The sequence below is a fragment of the Pelorhabdus sp. sgz311001 genome, assembly GCF_055901755.1.
The window spans coordinates 1-632 of record NZ_JBVXUT010000018.1; the positions used below are offsets into that span (position 1 = coordinate 1).

The window sequence follows — 632 nt, forward strand, 5'->3', positions numbered from 1 at the left end:
AAAGCCTGAGAGGTGATGGGTAGTTTTTCCTTGGAAAGACGAAATCAACTGGACCACACTGTCAAGAAAAGCTTCTAGCGAGAACTAAGGCGCCCGTACCGCAAACCGACACAGGTAGGCGGGAAGAGTATTCTAAGGTGCGCGGGAAAACCCTTGTTAAGGAACTCGGCAAAATGTCCCCGTAACTTCGGGAAAAGGGGAGCCCTAATATCGTGAAGGACAGAAACGTCTGGAGCGAGAGAGGGTTGCAAAAGAGAGGCCCAAGCGACTGTTTACCACAAACACAGGTGCCTGCTAAAGCGAAAGCTGACGTATAGGTGCTGACACCTGCCCGGTGCTGGAAGGTTAAGAGGAGGGCTTAGGAGCAATCCGAAGGTCTGAATTGAAGCCCCAGTAAACGGCGGCCGTAACTATAACGGTCCTAAGGTAGCGAAATTCCTTGTCGGGTAAGTTCCGACCCGCACGAAAGGTGTAACGACTTGGGCACTGTCTCAACAAGGGACCCGGTGAAATTGAAATACCTGTGAAGATGCAGGTTACCCGCGACTGGACAGAAAGACCCCATGGAGCTTTACTGTAGCCTGACATTGAGTTTTGGTCAATCATGTACAGGATAGGTGGGAGGCTGAGAA

The 632-nt window shown here is 51.1% G+C and carries 1 rRNA gene; it reads left to right on the plus strand.

Annotated elements, in window-relative coordinates:
* Window positions 1-632 (plus strand): 23S ribosomal RNA (locus tag AC0MXB_RS18290); the annotation flags it as partial.